Origin of the sequence: Salmonella sp. 741265055_HSA, assembly GCF_046569525.1 — a bacterium.
Taxonomy (GTDB): Bacteria; Pseudomonadota; Gammaproteobacteria; order Enterobacterales; family Enterobacteriaceae; genus Salmonella; species Salmonella enterica.
In genome coordinates this window covers 43,739-57,979 of sequence record NZ_JBKFSQ010000009.1, presented here as the reverse complement: position 1 = coordinate 57,979, position 14,241 = coordinate 43,739, and the positions used below count along the sequence as shown (strand labels likewise).

General features: G+C 51.7%; 14 protein-coding genes. 8 read left to right on the top strand and 6 right to left on the bottom strand.

The window, feature by feature from the left end:
* Window position 1 precedes the first annotated feature (1 nt).
* Together thrB and thrC are read left to right on the top strand one after the other, a co-directional pair.
* On the top strand, window positions 2-931 hold the full coding sequence (gene thrB / locus ACLD4K_RS07305; RefSeq protein WP_411011618.1) for a homoserine kinase: 930 nt from the start codon (window positions 2-4) through the stop codon (window positions 929-931).
* A gap of 3 nt (window positions 932-934) precedes the next feature.
* Window positions 935-2,221, top strand: coding sequence for a threonine synthase (gene thrC / locus ACLD4K_RS07300; RefSeq protein ID WP_183059818.1), 1,287 nt, complete (start codon window positions 935-937; stop codon window positions 2,219-2,221).
* Between the two features lie 93 nt (window positions 2,222-2,314).
* Here thrC and yaaA read toward each other — a convergent pair whose 3' ends face one another.
* Window positions 2,315-3,088: a peroxide stress protein YaaA gene (gene yaaA / locus ACLD4K_RS07295; RefSeq protein WP_000906175.1), complete on the bottom strand. Its 774-nt coding sequence runs from the start codon at window positions 3,086-3,088 to the stop codon at window positions 2,315-2,317.
* Window positions 3,089-3,166: 78 nt separating this feature from the next.
* Window positions 3,167-4,597, bottom strand: a complete 1,431-nt coding sequence (locus tag ACLD4K_RS07290) for an alanine/glycine:cation symporter family protein (RefSeq protein ID WP_411011617.1) — start codon at window positions 4,595-4,597, stop codon at window positions 3,167-3,169.
* A gap of 268 nt (window positions 4,598-4,865) precedes the next feature.
* Between ACLD4K_RS07290 and tal the strand changes: the two genes are divergently transcribed.
* Both tal and mog read left to right on the top strand, forming a co-directional pair.
* Window positions 4,866-5,819, top strand: a complete 954-nt coding sequence (gene tal / locus ACLD4K_RS07285) for a transaldolase B (RefSeq protein ID WP_411011616.1) — start codon at window positions 4,866-4,868, stop codon at window positions 5,817-5,819.
* 110 nt (window positions 5,820-5,929) lie between these two features.
* Window positions 5,930-6,520: a molybdopterin adenylyltransferase gene (gene mog, locus ACLD4K_RS07280; RefSeq protein WP_038390295.1), complete on the top strand. Its 591-nt coding sequence runs from the start codon at window positions 5,930-5,932 to the stop codon at window positions 6,518-6,520.
* 56 nt (window positions 6,521-6,576) lie between these two features.
* Here the strand turns inward: mog and satP are convergent, their stop codons facing one another.
* The 3 genes from satP to ACLD4K_RS07265 all read right to left on the bottom strand — a co-directional run bounded on the left by satP (window position 6,577) and on the right by ACLD4K_RS07265 (window position 8,446).
* Window positions 6,577-7,143, bottom strand: a complete 567-nt coding sequence (gene satP, locus ACLD4K_RS07275; RefSeq protein ID WP_000528525.1) for an acetate uptake transporter — start codon at window positions 7,141-7,143, stop codon at window positions 6,577-6,579.
* A gap of 149 nt (window positions 7,144-7,292) precedes the next feature.
* Window positions 7,293-8,006 carry an acidic protein MsyB gene (gene msyB, locus ACLD4K_RS07270; RefSeq protein ID WP_411011615.1) on the bottom strand — a complete coding sequence of 238 codons (714 nt, stop codon included), beginning with the start codon at window positions 8,004-8,006 and terminating at the stop codon, window positions 7,293-7,295.
* Between the two features lie 35 nt (window positions 8,007-8,041).
* Window positions 8,042-8,446, bottom strand: coding sequence for a DUF2541 family protein (locus tag ACLD4K_RS07265; RefSeq protein WP_001258084.1), 405 nt, complete (start codon window positions 8,444-8,446; stop codon window positions 8,042-8,044).
* Window positions 8,447-8,794: 348 nt separating this feature from the next.
* On the opposite strand from ACLD4K_RS07265, the gene dnaK reads away from it, so the two are divergent.
* The 4 genes from dnaK (at window position 8,795) to ACLD4K_RS07245 (ending at window position 13,634) form a co-directional block, all read left to right on the top strand.
* Complete coding sequence (gene dnaK, locus ACLD4K_RS07260; protein ID WP_000516126.1) at window positions 8,795-10,711, top strand: molecular chaperone DnaK; 1,917 nt, start codon at window positions 8,795-8,797, stop codon at window positions 10,709-10,711.
* Between the two features lie 85 nt (window positions 10,712-10,796).
* A complete protein-coding gene (gene dnaJ, locus ACLD4K_RS07255; protein WP_001119009.1) occupies window positions 10,797-11,936 on the top strand; it encodes a molecular chaperone DnaJ in 1,140 nt (379 codons plus the stop codon).
* Window positions 11,937-12,215: 279 nt separating this feature from the next.
* On the top strand, window positions 12,216-13,163 hold the full coding sequence (locus ACLD4K_RS07250) for a LysR family transcriptional regulator (RefSeq protein ID WP_411011614.1): 948 nt from the start codon (window positions 12,216-12,218) through the stop codon (window positions 13,161-13,163).
* Between the two features lie 126 nt (window positions 13,164-13,289).
* Window positions 13,290-13,634 (top strand): phage holin family protein, encoded by a 345-nt coding sequence (locus ACLD4K_RS07245; protein ID WP_183059813.1) that lies wholly within the window; start codon window positions 13,290-13,292, stop codon window positions 13,632-13,634.
* 60 nt (window positions 13,635-13,694) lie between these two features.
* Here ACLD4K_RS07245 and ACLD4K_RS07240 read toward each other — a convergent pair whose 3' ends face one another.
* Entirely contained in the window at window positions 13,695-14,228 is a 534-nt protein-coding gene (locus ACLD4K_RS07240) for a glycoside hydrolase family 108 protein (protein ID WP_001068135.1), read from the bottom strand.
* Between the last annotated feature and the right edge of the window lie 13 nt (window positions 14,229-14,241).

The window sequence follows — 14,241 nt, the reverse complement described above, 5'->3', positions numbered from 1 at the left end:
CATGGTGAAAGTGTATGCCCCGGCTTCCAGCGCGAACATGAGCGTCGGTTTCGACGTGTTGGGCGCAGCCGTCACACCCGTTGACGGCACGTTGCTGGGCGATGTGGTATCCGTTGAAGCAGCGGACCATTTCCGCCTGCATAACCTGGGGCGATTTGCCGATAAATTGCCGCCGGAGCCGCGTGAAAATATTGTTTATCAGTGCTGGGAACGTTTTTGCCAGGCATTGGGGAAATCCATCCCGGTGGCGATGACGCTGGAAAAAAATATGCCGATTGGTTCCGGGTTAGGGTCCAGCGCCTGTTCCGTCGTCGCTGCGCTGGTCGCGATGAATGAGTACTGCGGCAAACCGTTAAACGACACGCGTCTGTTGGCGCTGATGGGCGAGCTGGAAGGCCGTATCTCCGGCAGCATCCATTACGATAACGTCGCGCCGTGCTTTCTTGGCGGTATGCAGTTGATGATTGAAGAAAACGGCATTATTAGTCAGCAGGTGCCGGGCTTTGATGAGTGGCTATGGGTACTGGCTTATCCGGGCATTAAAGTTTCCACCGCAGAAGCGCGGGCTATTTTGCCCGCGCAGTATCGCCGTCAGGATTGCATTGCGCATGGACGGCATCTGGCCGGTTTTATTCACGCCTGTTACTCGCGGCAGCCGCAGCTTGCCGCCGCGCTGATGAAAGATGTTATTGCCGAACCATACCGCGCGCGTTTACTGCCGGGCTTTAGCCAGGCGCGGCAGGCGGTATCGGAGATCGGCGCGCTGGCGAGCGGGATTTCCGGATCGGGGCCGACGCTGTTTGCGCTATGCGATAAACCGGAGACGGCGCAGCGCGTCGCGGACTGGCTGAGCAAACATTATCTGCAAAATCAGGAAGGCTTCGTTCATATTTGCCGGCTGGATACGGCGGGCGCACGAGTAGTGGGATAATCAATGAAACTCTATAATCTGAAAGACCATAATGAGCAGGTCAGCTTTGCGCAGGCCGTCACGCAAGGACTGGGCAAACAGCAGGGACTTTTTTTTCCGCACGAACTGCCGGAGTTTAGCCTGACGGAAATTGATGAGATGCTCAACCAGGACTTTGTCAGCCGTAGCGCAAAGATCCTCTCGGCATTTATTGGCGATGAAATACCGCAGCACATTCTGGAAGAGCGCGTCCGCGCGGCGTTTGCGTTCCCGGCACCGGTAGCGCAGGTAGAAAGCGATGTCGGCTGCCTGGAGCTGTTCCATGGTCCGACGCTGGCCTTTAAAGACTTCGGCGGGCGTTTTATGGCGCAAATGCTGACGCATATCAGCGGCGACAAACCGGTGACGATTCTGACCGCAACGTCAGGCGATACCGGCGCGGCGGTGGCTCACGCGTTCTATGGCCTGGAAAATGTGCGGGTCGTCATTCTCTACCCGCGCGGTAAAATCAGTCCGTTGCAGGAAAAACTGTTCTGTACGTTGGGCGGCAACATTGAAACCGTGGCGATCGACGGCGATTTCGACGCTTGCCAGGCGCTGGTGAAACAGGCATTTGATGACGAAGATCTGAAAACGGCGCTGGGGCTGAATTCAGCTAATTCGATTAATATCAGCCGCCTGTTGGCGCAAATTTGCTACTACTTTGAAGCCGTGGCGCAACTGCCGCAGGAGGCGCGTAACCAACTGGTGATCTCCGTCCCCAGCGGCAACTTTGGCGATTTGACGGCAGGGCTGCTGGCGAAGTCGTTAGGCCTACCGGTGAAACGCTTTATCGCCGCTACCAACATTAACGATACGGTGCCGCGTTTCCTGCAGGACGGGAAGTGGGCGCCGAAAGCGACGCAGGCGACCCTGTCGAATGCGATGGATGTCAGCCAGCCGAATAACTGGCCGCGCGTGGAGGAGCTGTTCCGCCGTAAAATCTGGCGTCTGACTGAGTTGGGCTATGCGGCGGTGGATGACACTACGACACAACAGACGATGCGCGAGCTGAAAGCGAAAGGTTATATCTCGGAACCTCATGCGGCGGTAGCGTATCGGGCATTACGCGACCAGTTAAACCCTGGCGAGTATGGCTTGTTTCTCGGCACGGCGCATCCGGCGAAGTTTAAAGAAAGCGTGGAGTCCATTCTGGGAGAAACGCTGGCCTTGCCTGAAGCGCTCGCCGAACGCGCCGATCTGCCGCTGCTTTCACATCATCTGCCTGCGGATTTTGCCGCCCTGCGTAAGCTGATGATGACCCGCCAGTAACCATTGCGCCCGGTGGCGCTGTCGCTTACCGGGCCTATGGGGTGGTGTCGATTTGTAGGCCGGATAAGGCGTAGCCGCCATCCGGCGATGCCGTTACTGCTCGTAGCGTTTAAAGACCAGCTCGTCTTGTGTGGAGGTTTCTTCATCAAAGAAATACCCTTCACGGTCAAACGCGGTAAGCTGTTCCGGCTTCGTTAAGCGGTTTTCAATAATAAAACGGCTCATCAGTCCGCGCGCTTTTTTGGCGTAGAAGCTTACCACCTTAAACTTGCCGTTTTTCTCATCAAGGAACACGGGCTTAATCAGTTCGGCATTCAGTTTCTTCGGCTTCACCGATTTAAAATATTCCTCGGAGGCCAGATTCACCACCACCCGATCGCCCTGCGCCTCAAGCGCTTCGTTGAGCTTATCGGTAATGATATCGCCCCAGAATTGATAAAGATCTTTGCCGCGCGGATTCTCCAGGCGAATCCCCATCTCCAGACGATAAGGCTGCATTAAATCCAGCGGGCGCAATACGCCATACAAGCCAGAGAGCATGCGCAGATGCTGTTGAGCAAAATCAAAATCCGCGTCGTTGAACGTTTCCGCCTGTAAGCCGGTATAAACATCGCCTTTGAACGCCAGAATCGCCTGGCGTGCATTATCCGGCGTAAAATGAGGCTGCCAGTCATGAAAACGCGTGGCGTTGAGATCCGCCAGTTTGTCGCTAATTCCCATCAGCCTGGAAATTTGCGGCGCCGAAAGCTGGCGGGCCTGTTGAATAAGCTGCTGGCTGTGATCCAACAGCTCCGGCTGGGTATAGCGGGTCGTGGCCAGCGGGCTTTGATAATCAAGCGTTTTTGCAGGTGAAATCAGAATCAGCATATCCAGTCCTTGCAGGGAATTTTCTGCGACTTTAGCAAAAAAACGCCGCAGAGTTGACCGATGGTTGCGATTGTCGGCTTAATCGCGCGATGCCGCATCCCAGGTGTCTGGCGCCAGTTGTGGTTCGATATCCGGGAAGCGCCGCGGATCGAACTGCGGTCTTACGCCCAGTTTCCGTTGTCGCAGATAATCGCTGGCGAGGGTATACACCACCGGTGAGAGCAACAAAATCGCCGTCAGATTGGTAATGGCCATACAGGCCATTACCATGTCTGCGAGCTGCCATATCAGCGGAAAACTGATAAGCGTACCGGCAATAACCATGCCAAGCGTCGCAAGGCGTAATAGCCAGATGGCCTTTGCGTTATGTAACCGCAGAAAAAACAGATTGTTCTCGGCGTAAATATAGTTGGCGACGATAGAACTGAACGCGAACAGAATGACGATAAGCGCGACAAAACTGGCGCCCCATTCACCGGTCAACGAAACCATTGCATGTTGGAGAAGCTGAATGCCTTCTGTTGACGAATGGGACGCGTGATTCCCCGCCAGCAGGATAATCATCGCGCTGGCGGTACAGATGATAATGGTGTCGCTGAATACGCCAATCATTTGCACAATCCCCTGCGCGACAGGGTGAGGGGGATACGACGTTGCCGCTGCGGCCGCATTAGGCGTTGACCCCATTCCCGCTTCATTAGAGAACATCCCACGCTGAAAACCGCTGGTAATAGCCTGAGTGAGCGTATATCCGGCTGCGCCTGCCGCGGCTTCCTGCCAGCCAAATGCGCTTTTGACTATCGAGGCGATAACGCCAGGCATTTGCTCAATATGCCAGAGGCAAATGAACACGCTGCCGGCGACCCACAATAACGCGATGATGGGAATCAGCCATTGCATCAGGCGGGCGACGCCTTTGATGCCGCGAATGATAATTAACAGGGCACAGAACGCCAGAGCAATGCCGGAGATAAGCGGCGGAATGTTGAAGGCGAAATGGAGCGCGCGTGAGACGGCATTCGCCTGCACGCTATTAAAAATCAACCCGTAGGCGACGAGCAGAAAGAGGGCGAAAACCACGCCCATCCAGCGCATTCCCAGCCCGCGCGCCATATACCACGCCGGGCCGCCGCGGAACTGGCCTGTCGGGTCACGTTCTTTATAAAGTTGGGCAAGCGAACACTCGGCGAAGGAGGTCGCCATGCCAATGATGGCCGAGACCCACATCCAGAATACCGCGCCGGGGCCGCCTGCGGCGATAGCCAGCGCCACGCCGGCCAGATTACCGCTGCCAATCCGCGCCGCGAAGCTGGTACACAGCGCCTGAAATGACGTCAGGCCGCCTGGCTGCGGGCTAAGGCTGCCTTTCAGACTGCGGCCAAATTGGCGAATATAACGAAACTGAATGAATCCGGTACGCCAGGTAAACCAACATCCTGCGCCGAGCAGCAGGTAAATCATTACCGAGCCCCAGAGTATTTCGTTAATAAAACTGAAAAACTCAGGCATTAACGTCCCTCTTGTTGATGCCGGCACGCTTTGATGATCCTGTATAAGCGTGACCCATGATGTAGATGACCTTGTCAGGCTAATATTAACGGCAGTTTACCATAAATACGGCGGCATCCTTTAATTGCGCATCAACCATTGGCAGATACGCAAACAATCCACAAGGGCAGCCAGGTGCATGTAGGCGGTTGCGCTGTGAGTGCGTCGTGTTATCATCAGGGTAGACCGGTTACATCCCCTAACAAGCTGTTTAAAGAGAAACTCTATCATGACGGACAAATTGACCTCCCTTCGTCAGTTCACCACCGTAGTGGCTGATACCGGAGATATCGCGGCAATGAAGCTGTACCAGCCGCAGGATGCTACAACTAACCCTTCTCTCATTCTTAACGCAGCGCAAATCCCGGAATATCGTAAGCTGATTGACGATGCTGTCGCCTGGGCGAAGCAGCAGAGCAGCGACCGCGCGCAGCAGGTTGTTGACGCGACCGATAAGCTGGCGGTGAATATTGGCCTGGAAATCCTGAAGCTGGTGCCGGGGCGTATTTCTACCGAAGTTGACGCGCGTCTGTCTTATGACACTGAAGCGTCTATCGCCAAAGCAAAACGTATCATTAAACTCTACAATGATGCGGGTATCAGCAACGATCGTATCCTGATCAAGCTGGCGTCCACCTGGCAGGGCATTCGCGCAGCCGAACAGCTCGAAAAAGAAGGCATCAACTGTAACCTGACGCTGCTGTTCTCCTTCGCGCAGGCGCGTGCGTGCGCCGAAGCGGGCGTCTACCTGATCTCGCCGTTCGTAGGTCGTATTCTTGACTGGTATAAAGCCAATACCGACAAGAAAGACTATGCGCCAGATGAAGATCCGGGCGTGGTTTCCGTAACGGAAATCTACGAGTACTACAAACAGCATGGTTACGAAACCGTCGTTATGGGCGCAAGCTTCCGTAACGTAGGCGAAATTCTGGAGCTGGCGGGCTGCGACCGTCTGACTATCGCGCCGGCATTGCTGAAAGAACTGGCGGAAAGCGAAGGGGCGATTGAGCGTAAGCTCTCTTTCTCCGGCGAAGTCAAAGCGCGTCCGGAACGCATTACCGAAGCCGAGTTCCTGTGGCAGCATCACCAGGACCCCATGGCGGTGGACAAACTGGCGGACGGTATCCGTAGGTTTGCGGTAGACCAGGAAAAACTGGAAAAAATGATCGGCGATCTGCTGTAATCATTAACGCGTGGCCCTGATATGGGTCACGCTACCTCTTCTGAAACCTGTCTGTCCTTCCCTTCGCAGTGTATCATTCTGTTTAACGAGACTGTTTAAACGGAATAATCATGAATACTTTACGCATTGGCCTGGTTTCCATTTCTGACCGTGCTTCCAGCGGCGTTTACCAGGATAAAGGTATCCCGGCCCTTGAAGAGTGGCTGGCATCTGCCCTTACCACCCCTTTTGAGCTGCAAACGCGACTGATCCCGGATGAACAGGCGATCATCGAACAGACCTTATGCGAGCTGGTGGATGAGATGAGCTGTCATCTGGTGCTGACCACTGGCGGTACCGGTCCGGCGCGTCGCGACGTCACGCCGGACGCGACCCTTGCCATCGCCGACCGTGAAATGCCAGGTTTTGGCGAGCAGATGCGCCAGATCAGCCTGCGCTTTGTGCCGACAGCCATTCTTTCCCGCCAGGTGGGCGTTATCCGTAAACAGGCGTTAATTCTTAATCTGCCTGGACAGCCAAAATCGATCAAAGAAACGCTGGAAGGCGTAAAAGCGGACGATGGCAGCGTTAGCGTGCCGGGCATTTTTGCGAGCGTGCCGTATTGCATACAACTGCTTGACGGGCCATATGTCGAAACCGCGCCGGAAGTGGTTGCCGCTTTCCGTCCGAAGAGCGCCAGACGTGAGAATATGTCGGCCTGACCGGAAAATACTGATAGTAGGGTTATTCCTCCCGGTGCGGGAGGAATAAAAGAGATTTAGTGTGCCTCGCCGATTGGCAGAATAGTGCGGCCAAATTGCTCGTTTAGCACTTCACCCATCGCCAGATAAATAGCGCTGGCGCCGCAAACCAGACCAACCCAGCCTGCGATATGGATAATGGCTTCGTTACCGGTGATATTGCCGACCGCCAGCAGAGCGAACAGCACGGTCAGGCTCAGGAAAACAAATTGCAGCGCGCGGGCGGCTTTCAGCGTACCAAAGAACATAAACAGCGTGAACACGCCCCACAGACCTAAATAAGCGCCGAGTAGCTGAGCGTCAGGCGCATCCGTCAGGCCCATTTTCGGCATCAGCAGGATAGCGACCAGCGTCAGCCAGAACGAACCGTAAGAGGTAAAGGCCGTTAAACCAAAGGTATTGCCTTTTTTATACTCCAGCAGACCGGCAAAAATTTGCGCGATACCGCCGTAGAAAATCCCCATCGCCAGAATAATACCGTCCAGGGCGAAAAAACCGGCATTGTGCAGGTTAAGCAGAATGGTGGTCATGCCGAAGCCCATCAGGCCCAGCGGTGCCGGATTAGCCAACTTAGTGTTGCCCATAATTCCTCAAAATCATCATAATTGAATGGTGAAATAGTTTCCCAGAATAACGAGTTCCGTATTCGGGGCGCGGCATAATAATCAGGGGGAAGAGGACTGTCTATGATCTAATAAGGGGGAAAAGAAAATATTTCCCCCTGTGAGGGCATTCACGCCTGAACGGCTGCCATCATTCGTCGCAGGCAGGCTATTTGCAACACCGCCGGAATAGTCACGCGATACGCGCTGCCGCTCATCGCTTTGACGCCGTTTAACGCCGCGCCGACCGGGCCGCCAAGACCTGCGCCGCGCAGTAATCCGTGACCCAGGATGCTCATTGCGGCATGGGTACGCAAAATGCGGGTAAGCTGGGTGGAAAGCAGGTGGGAGACCCCTTTTGCCAGACTGCGATCTTTCATGAGCAGCGGCAGCAGTTCTTCCAGTTCAGAAACTTTGGCGTCTACGGCTTGCAGAAATTCCTGCTTATGCGCCGCGTCCATCTTCTGCCAGGTATGACGTAAAAAATGCTCCAGCAGTTGCTGTTCTATTTCAAACGTCGACATGCTTTTATCTGCTTTGAGTTTTAGCCGTTTTGCGACATCCAGCAGAATCGCGCGGTACTGTTTTCCGTGTCCGCGCAATTTGTTGGCGATACTGTCGCCGCCGTAATGCTGAAACTCACCGGCAATGAGCTGCCAGTTACGGCGGTGTTGCTCCGGGTGACCTTCCATCGCTTTGAACAGCTCGTTATGACTAAGGACGCTCGACAAGCGAGCTTTACCCTTTTCGTTATGCGTCAGCAAACGGGCGAAATCGGCGAGTTGTTCTTCGCTACAATGCTGAAGAAAGTCTAAATCCTTGTCGTGTAAATAGGTGACGTTCATTTTCAGTCTGGCTTTTGGAATAGAAATAACAGCGATTAATCGTCGCCAATGACTTTAAGTCTCGCCATATCGGAAGAATTTACCGTATGGCCTGAGAAAGTAATCTTTGATACGCAGCGTTTGTTGTCGTTATCGCTATTAATATTGATCCAGCCTGTCGTCTGGCCCTCTTTGATTGAGGAAGGGACGTTCAGGCTTTGGCTGGCGCTACGCGCAGTTTTAAAATAGACGGATGCGCCGCTAAGTTCGATGTCGCCGTGATCCGCCGTGAGTTGAATGCGCTTCACGATGCGGCAGACGGGAATTTTCAGCGCGAGATCGTTCGTTTCATTTCTGGGCATGGCAATAACACCCAGTATTTTATGGTCGTTCGCGTGCGCGACGCTACTTAACGCCAGGCCGAAAAGCAGGCCGGCGGAAATCGTTAACACAGATCGCATGGAATTTCTCTTTGACGGGTTCAATAAGCAATTACCGTCTATCATACTCTGCTCATGACAACGATTCAGTTTTGTAATCTTTTCTTTTTATTACAATTTTTCTGTGAATAGTATTCGTTGTTTAATTTATTTCATGAATGTTTATCTGTCTGGTTTTCCATCGCGCCCTCTCGTCACTAAAAAATTTTTTCATCTCCCCCTTGATGACGTGGGTTACGACCCCATCTTGTAGTCAACCGCAGTGGTGAGTCTGAAAAAAAACGATTCAGGGTAGTTGAAACCGCACGTTTCGCCCTTATTACAGATTCACAACCACATGATGACCGAATTTTTAGTGGAGACGTTTAGATGGGTAAAATTATTGGTATCGACCTGGGTACTACCAACTCTTGTGTAGCGATTATGGATGGAACGCAGGCACGCGTGCTGGAGAACGCCGAGGGCGATCGCACTACGCCTTCTATCATTGCTTATACCCAGGATGGTGAAACTCTGGTTGGTCAGCCGGCTAAACGTCAGGCAGTGACAAACCCGCAAAACACCCTGTTTGCGATTAAACGCCTGATTGGCCGCCGCTTCCAGGACGAAGAAGTTCAACGTGACGTTTCTATCATGCCGTACAAAATCATCGGCGCCGACAACGGCGACGCATGGCTTGATGTGAAAGGTCAGAAAATGGCACCGCCGCAGATTTCTGCCGAAGTGCTGAAGAAAATGAAGAAAACGGCTGAAGATTATCTGGGCGAACCGGTAACTGAAGCGGTTATCACCGTACCGGCTTACTTTAACGATGCGCAGCGTCAGGCTACCAAAGATGCTGGTCGTATCGCGGGGCTGGAAGTTAAACGTATCATCAACGAACCGACTGCCGCAGCGCTGGCTTACGGTCTGGATAAAGAAGTCGGCAACCGTACTATCGCGGTTTACGACCTCGGTGGTGGTACTTTCGATATCTCTATTATCGAAATCGACGAAGTTGATGGCGAAAAAACCTTTGAAGTTCTGGCAACCAACGGTGATACCCACCTGGGTGGTGAAGACTTCGATACCCGCCTGATCAACTACCTCGTTGACGAGTTTAAGAAAGATCAGGGCATTGACCTGCGTAACGATCCGCTGGCCATGCAGCGCCTGAAAGAAGCCGCAGAAAAAGCCAAAATCGAGCTGTCTTCTGCGCAGCAGACCGACGTGAACCTGCCGTACATTACCGCAGATGCCACCGGTCCGAAACACATGAACATCAAAGTGACTCGTGCGAAACTGGAAAGCCTGGTTGAAGATCTGGTGAACCGTTCTATCGAGCCGCTGAAAGTCGCACTGCAGGACGCTGGCCTGTCCGTGTCTGATATCAACGACGTGATCCTCGTCGGCGGTCAGACCCGTATGCCAATGGTGCAGAAAAAAGTGGCTGAGTTCTTTGGTAAAGAGCCGCGTAAAGACGTTAACCCGGACGAAGCTGTGGCTATCGGCGCAGCGGTACAGGGCGGCGTATTGACCGGTGATGTAAAAGACGTACTGCTGCTGGACGTTACCCCGCTGTCTCTGGGTATCGAAACGATGGGTGGCGTGATGACTCCGCTTATCACCAAAAACACCACCATCCCGACCAAGCACAGCCAGGTGTTCTCTACTGCGGAAGACAACCAGTCTGCGGTAACCATCCATGTGCTGCAGGGTGAGCGTAAACGTGCGTCTGATAACAAATCTCTGGGTCAGTTCAACCTGGATGGCATCAACCCGGCGCCGCGCGGTATGCCGCAGATCGAAGTCACCTTCGATATCGATGCTGACGGTATCCTGCACGTCTCCGCGAAAGACAAAAATAGCGGTAAAGAGCAGAAGATCACCATCAAGGCATCTTCTGGTCTGAACGAGGAAGAAATTCAGAAAATGGTTCGCGATGCAGAAGCGAACGCTGAATCCGACCGTAAGTTCGAAGAGCTGGTTCAGACCCGTAACCAGGGCGACCATCTGCTGCACAGCACCCGTAAGCAGGTTGAAGAAGCAGGCGATAAACTGCCGGCTGATGACAAAACCGCTATCGAGTCTGCGCTGAGCGCGCTGGAAACTGCCCTGAAAGGCGAAGATAAAGCCGCTATCGAAGCGAAAATGCAGGAACTGGCGCAGGTTTCCCAGAAACTGATGGAAATCGCTCAGCAGCAACATGCGCAGCAGCAGGCTGGCTCCGCTGACGCTTCTGCAAACAACGCGAAAGATGACGACGTTGTCGACGCTGAGTTTGAAGAAGTAAAAGATAAAAAATAATCGCCCTTTGAACGGGTAATTACTGGCACGGGCGAAGAGGTTTCCTCTCCGCCCGTGCATGCATGTTAAGGGCAGATAAAAAGAGATGGCGAAAAGAGATTACTACGAGATTTTAGGCGTTTCCAAAACAGCGGAAGAGCGTGAAATCAAAAAGGCGTATAAGCGCCTGGCCATGAAATATCATCCGGACCGCAATCAGGGTGATAAAGAGGCCGAAGCTAAATTTAAAGAGATTAAAGAAGCCTATGAAGTGCTGACCGATGCGCAAAAACGCGCAGCCTACGATCAGTATGGTCACGCCGCGTTTGAACAAGGCGGTATGGGCGGCGGATTTGGCGGCGGCTTTAATGGCGGCGCTGATTTCAGTGATATCTTTGGTGACGTTTTTGGCGATATCTTTGGCGGCGGGCGTGGTCGCCAACGTGCGGCGCGTGGGGCTGATTTGCGTTATAACATGGATCTCACCCTGGAAGAAGCGGTGCGTGGCGTGACCAAAGAGATCCGTATTCCGACGCTGGAGGAGTGCGACGTTTGCCACGGCAGCGGCGCGAAAGCGGGCACGCAACCGCAAACCTGTCCGACCTGTCATGGTTCTGGTCAGGTACAGATGCGCCAGGGATTCTTTGCTGTACAGCAGACCTGCCCACACTGTCAGGGACGCGGTACGCTGATCAAAGATCCGTGTCATAAATGTCACGGTCATGGGCGTGTGGAAAAGAGCAAAACTCTGTCCGTTAAAATCCCGGCGGGCGTGGATACCGGAGATCGTATTCGTCTGGCAGGCGAGGGCGAAGCGGGCGAGCATGGCGCACCGGCAGGCGACTTGTACGTTCAGGTCCAGGTGAAACAACACCCTATTTTCGAGCGTGAAGGCAATAATCTTTATTGCGAAGTGCCGATCAACTTTGCGATGGCGGCGCTCGGCGGTGAAATTGAAGTGCCGACGTTAGATGGTCGCGTGATGCTGAAAGTGCCGAGCGAAACACAAACGGGCAAGCTGTTCCGTATGCGCGGCAAAGGCGTGAAGTCCGTACGCGGTGGCGCGCAGGGCGATTTGCTGTGCCGTGTGGTGGTTGAAACGCCGGTCGGTCTGAGCGAAAAACAGAAGCAATTGCTAAAAGATCTTCAGGAAAGTTTTGGCGGCCCGACGGGAGAGAAAAACAGCCCGCGTTCAAAAAGCTTCTTTGACGGCGTGAAAAAATTCTTTGACGATTTGACTCGCTAGCCTTTTTCCCGTTGTATTTTTCTTCAGCCCGGGTGTTTATCCGGGCTTTTTTCTGCCTGTACGCGCCCAGGCTTCTGCTAAACGCATCGTATCCTCTCATTTGTTGGTATTTTGTTTTACTGATAAACAAATTGATGTTAATCAGCAGGTTTGTATACGCTCATTCTTTAAAAAAACGTGATGTGATGACATTAACGATTGCTTTTTTAGATGCTGTGAATTGATTTATCTTGAGTATTATCTATATTGCTTTTTTTAGTTTCCGGAGGCAGACAGCGAATGGGATCGAAAGGTGCCAACAAGAGCTTTGATTATAATTTAATCAAAATTCTTGACGCTGTTATTTTGTCAGGAAATGCGGCTATGGCGGCAAAAAAGTTAGGCATTACACCGGCTGCTGTCTCTCTGGCGTTAAAGCGCCTGCAGAGTTATTACCCGGAAGAACTGTTTAGCAGAGGGAAAGGCGGGCTCATCCCCACAGCCAAGGCTGTCGACATTCACCAAAATTTCAGTCAGGTGATGAAACTGGTGGATGACACATTTCTCTGTAATAGCAAAAAAGATGAAGCATTCCAGATAACGTTATTAGGCAGTGATATTGTTGAAAGCTATTATCTTTCTCAGCTCTATAACAGCGATATATTTGAGCGTATTTTGATAAATCATTTTACTGTCAGAAATATGAGTCGGGAGCGTATCAGCGAACTTCTGTTTACTGCGCAAGGCGATCTGTTGATTGGTGCCGAACCTTTGCTGGAGTCCGGCATAGAGAATCAAATTATTGATAGTTTTAAATCATTTGTTTGTATCTGTAGCAGTAAACACATGCTGAGTACCCTGTCACAACTGTCGCTACATCATTTTTATTCTTCGCGTCATGCGTTATATCAGCCGGGGATGGGGGCTTCAGTGATATATCATGATAGCGAGTTATTTAAGGATGAGCTTTACTATACTGGCAGGCGTATTGTCGGCTACCGCAGTGATTCGCTTAACGGTTTGGTGAGCATGATCGAAAGAACCTCATTGATTGCATTGATGCCTTTAAAATTAGCGCTTTTTTATAAAAATCATCGTAAATATGACATTAAATTTATTCAGCCTCCGCCCGAACTGGCTTTTAAGTCAGTTCAGGTCTATGCATCCTGGAATAAAAATAGTAGAAATATATCGACGATTAATGAGATGGTAAGTATGTTACAAACGCTTTCCTCATTTCGTCGCTAATACACCTCATTTTTACGCTTTGATTTAATATGGTTTTAAATGATGTGCTTTGATTTTCACCCTCCTGACAGGGCGCTTACACTCCTTGTGTTAATTATTCATTTATAATGATTTCGGAGTGTTAAAATGTCTATTCCCAACCATGTGTCGACAACGGAAGTTGTGCTATTGGAGCTAGAGATCTTACTCACTATTATTTCGATTGGCGCGTGGGGAGGCTTTGTCAGCTATCTTTTACGCAAAGATAAGACAGAATATAATAGTTCTCATGAAAGTATTAAATATTGCTTAACGCAGATCGTGATTTCCTGCTTCACCAGCTTCTTGTTAAGCGCGATTGCGATCGAAAAAGAATGCAGTTTCAACATTGTTCTGTTGGCGGCAGGCTTAGGCGGTGTTTTCGCGAGTCCGATCTTAAAAATTCTTGGGCGGCGGATTAAAAAAATTATCGAAGGAAATAGTTCAGATTAATTATCATTCGCAATATCAGGCTCATCCGTGAGCCTTTTACGCGTCTTTTTTAAGCCTGATTCAGGTCACTCTATTCTTGATCCAGCCATAAATAAATTGTTCGTTATTGTGGTTTTTCTCAGCAACGTTTAAGTAGTACGTGCCCTGACTGCAATTGAGGGCTTTCACCAAAACGGCTTCTCCTTCCTGGCCTCGCCAGGCCAAATAATGTTCGAGAGCGGCAAGCGTCCGCGGGCCAATATTGCCATCCACATGAACATCCGGGTAGCGTTTACCTTGGTGATTAAAGACGTTCAACCAGCGTTGCAGCCACGCACTGGGGTGGTAAGCGCCTATGTTGACTGCCGCATCGCACAGCTCGAAGGAGACTGGCCACGATAGCGTCGAGATGACATCAAAGCCTGGTTTTATCCAGTAATCCTCTTCGAGAATCGCGTAGGCTTCAGCGCGGGTCAGATCCCGCATATCGCCAGCATAGCCATGCGCTCGCGCCGTGGCTTCGGTAATGCCCCAATGGGTGGCGCCGCCTTTATCTTTAGGGTTAAATACGTAACCGCCTTCAAGCGCAATAATTCCATCTATAATTGGATTCATCTTCCCTTTCCTT

Coding starts and splice junctions, on each gene's coding strand:
- thrC (WP_183059818.1), top strand. CDS start 935: ATGAAACTCTATAATCTGAAAGACCATAATGAGCAGGTCAGCTTTGCG.
- thrB (WP_411011618.1), top strand. CDS start 2: ATGGTGAAAGTGTATGCCCCGGCTTCCAGCGCGAACATGAGCGTCGGT.
- dnaJ (WP_001119009.1), top strand. CDS start 10,797: ATGGCGAAAAGAGATTACTACGAGATTTTAGGCGTTTCCAAAACAGCG.
- satP (WP_000528525.1), bottom strand. CDS start 7,143: ATGGGCAACACTAAGTTGGCTAATCCGGCACCGCTGGGCCTGATGGGC.
- yaaA (WP_000906175.1), bottom strand. CDS start 3,088: ATGCTGATTCTGATTTCACCTGCAAAAACGCTTGATTATCAAAGCCCG.
- tal (WP_411011616.1), top strand. CDS start 4,866: ATGACGGACAAATTGACCTCCCTTCGTCAGTTCACCACCGTAGTGGCT.
- ACLD4K_RS07250 (WP_411011614.1), top strand. CDS start 12,216: ATGGGATCGAAAGGTGCCAACAAGAGCTTTGATTATAATTTAATCAAA.
- mog (WP_038390295.1), top strand. CDS start 5,930: ATGAATACTTTACGCATTGGCCTGGTTTCCATTTCTGACCGTGCTTCC.
- ACLD4K_RS07290 (WP_411011617.1), bottom strand. CDS start 4,597: ATGCCTGAGTTTTTCAGTTTTATTAACGAAATACTCTGGGGCTCGGTA.
- msyB (WP_411011615.1), bottom strand. CDS start 8,006: ATGAACGTCACCTATTTACACGACAAGGATTTAGACTTTCTTCAGCAT.
- ACLD4K_RS07245 (WP_183059813.1), top strand. CDS start 13,290: ATGTCTATTCCCAACCATGTGTCGACAACGGAAGTTGTGCTATTGGAG.
- ACLD4K_RS07265 (WP_001258084.1), bottom strand. CDS start 8,446: ATGCGATCTGTGTTAACGATTTCCGCCGGCCTGCTTTTCGGCCTGGCG.
- ACLD4K_RS07240 (WP_001068135.1), bottom strand. CDS start 14,228: ATGAATCCAATTATAGATGGAATTATTGCGCTTGAAGGCGGTTACGTA.
- dnaK (WP_000516126.1), top strand. CDS start 8,795: ATGGGTAAAATTATTGGTATCGACCTGGGTACTACCAACTCTTGTGTA.